This window comes from Kineococcus vitellinus (genome assembly GCF_009906315.1).
In the GTDB taxonomy this organism is placed as follows: Bacteria; Actinomycetota; Actinomycetes; order Actinomycetales; family Kineococcaceae; genus Kineococcus; species Kineococcus vitellinus.
This window is the reverse complement of record NZ_JAAALL010000465.1, coordinates 1-2,198: the sequence shown is the minus strand read 5'-3', so window position 1 is coordinate 2,198 and position 2,198 is coordinate 1. Positions and strand designations below refer to the sequence as shown.

At 77.1% G+C, this 2,198-nt stretch carries 2 protein-coding genes; both read left to right on the top strand.

The window, feature by feature from the left end; genetic code table 11:
* Positions 1-116 precede the first annotated feature (116 nt).
* Complete coding sequence (locus GTQ99_RS22475; protein WP_166617898.1) at positions 117-1,619, top strand: leucyl aminopeptidase; 1,503 nt, start codon at positions 117-119, stop codon at positions 1,617-1,619.
* A gap of 149 nt (positions 1,620-1,768) precedes the next feature.
* Positions 1,769-2,191, top strand: coding sequence for a hypothetical protein (locus GTQ99_RS22470; protein ID WP_166617897.1), 423 nt, complete (start codon positions 1,769-1,771; stop codon positions 2,189-2,191).
* The last annotated feature ends 7 nt before the right edge of the window (positions 2,192-2,198 follow it).

Here is a 2,198-nt window from a genome sequence, read left to right as displayed (position 1 = left end):
GTGCAGCACAGCCCCCGGCTCGGCACAGCCCCCGGTCCCGTCCGGCCCGCGGTCCGGCCCGCACCCCGCCGGCGGGCGCGCGGGTCCCGGCGGCGGCCGCTGGGTAGGGTGCTGGGGTGCCCCGCCTCGTCCTCAGCAGCAAGTCCGTCAAGAGCGTGACGGCCGACGCCCTCCTCCTGGCCGTGGCCCCGGCCGCCGCCGGCAAGCGCGCCGCGGGCGTGCTCGTGCTGGGCGGGGACGACCTGCCGCGCGCCACCCGCAGCGCCCTGCAGGAGGCGGCCGCGGCGCTCGGCGCCACCGGGGAGGCGGGCACCGTCCACCTGGTCCCCGGCGTGCAGGGGCTGTCCACCTCGCTGGTCGCCCTCGTCGGGGTCGGCGAGGCCCCCGGCGCCGAGGGCCTGCGCCGGGCCGTGGGTGCCGGGGTGCGCGCGCTGGCCGGCAAGCGCCGCGTGGCCGTGGCCGTGCCGGCCCCGGACGCGCCGTCGGTGGCCGCGGTGGCGGAGGGCGCCGCGCTGGGCGCGTACGCCTTCACCCGCTACCGCGCCGCGGAGCGCGAGCCGGTCGCCGAGGTGACGCTGCTGGTGGGCAAGCCGCGCGAGCGGGCCGTGCGCGCCGCCGTCGAGCGCGCCGCGGCGCTCGCCGACGCCGTGGCCACCGCCCGCGACCTCGTCAACACCGCACCCGCGGACCTGGCCCCGGCCGACCTGGCCGAGGCGGCGCTGCGCACCGCCGAGGGCACCTCGCTGACCGTGCGGGTCCTGGACGAGGAGGAGCTGGCCGCCGGCGGGTTCGGCGGCATCCTCGGCGTCGGCCAGGGCTCCTCGCGCCCGCCGCGGCTCGTCGTCGTGGAGCACGCGCCCGCCCGGGCGAAGGCGCACCTGGCCCTCGTGGGCAAGGGCATCACCTTCGACTCCGGGGGCCTGTCGCTGAAGCCGGCGGCCGGCATGGAGACGATGAAGAGCGACATGTCGGGCGCGGCCGCGGTGCTCGCCGCGGTCCGCGCGGTCGCCGACCTGCAGCTGCCGGTCAAGGTGACCGGGTGGCTGGCCGTCGCGGAGAACATGCCGTCCGGCACGGCGATCCGCCCCTCCGACGTCCTGACGATGCACGGCGGGACGACGGTGGAGGTCCTCAACACCGACGCCGAGGGGCGCCTCGTCCTCGGCGACGCCCTCGTGGCGGCCTCCGAGGAGCAGCCGGACGCGATCGTCGACGTCGCGACCCTGACCGGGGCGCAGGTCGTCGCCCTCGGCAACCGGGTCTCGGGCGTCATGGCCAACGACGACGACTTCCGCGCCGCGGTGCTCGCCGCCGCCGAGCGGGCCGGTGAGCCGGTCTGGCCGATGCCGCTGCCGGAGGAGCTGCGCGCCACGCTGGACTCCCCCGTCGCGGACCTGGCCAACATCGGCGACCGGGCCGGGGGGATGCTCGTCGCAGCCGTCTTCCTGCGCGAGTTCGTCGGCTCGAGGCCGTCCGGCGAGCCGATCCCGTGGGCGCACCTGGACATCGCCGGGCCGGCGTTCCTGACGGGTGAGCCGTGGGGCTACACCCCCCGCGGCGGCACCGGGGTGGCGGTGCGCACGCTCGTGGCGCTCGCGGAGGACTTCGCCCGCCGCTGATGCGGTGCGCGGGCGCAACGCTCTCGCTGTGCACAGGGAGCTACAGCATCTATGCTCAGGGTGACCGCCCGGCTCGGGGGTCGCACCCGACTCGTTGGGCACTCACCGCACTCCCCGGTGTGCACCGGGGCACACGTCACGGAGGCACCATGTCCAGCCTGCACCGCTTCGCCCGTCGCGCCACGGTCACCGTCGCCGCCGCCGCCGTCCTCGCGGGCGGCGCGCTCGTCACCGCCGGCAGCGCGTCCGCCGCGACGTCGGCTACCACCGTGACGGCCGCGACGGCGGTCCCCGGCGCCTCCGCGCGCAAGGAGTCGACCACCCTGCGCAAGGAGTCGACCACCGCGCGCAAGGAGTCCACGACGGCCCGCAAGGAGTCCACGACCCTGCGCAAGGAGTCGACCACCCTTCGCAAGGAGTCCACGACGGCCCGCAAGGAGTCCACGACCCTGCGCAAGGAGTCCACGACGGCCCGCAAGGAGTCGACCACCGCGCGCAAGGAGTCCACGACCCTGCGCAAGGAGTCCACGACCCTGCGCAAGGAGTCCACCACCGCCGAGAAGGAGCGCTGAGCAGCGC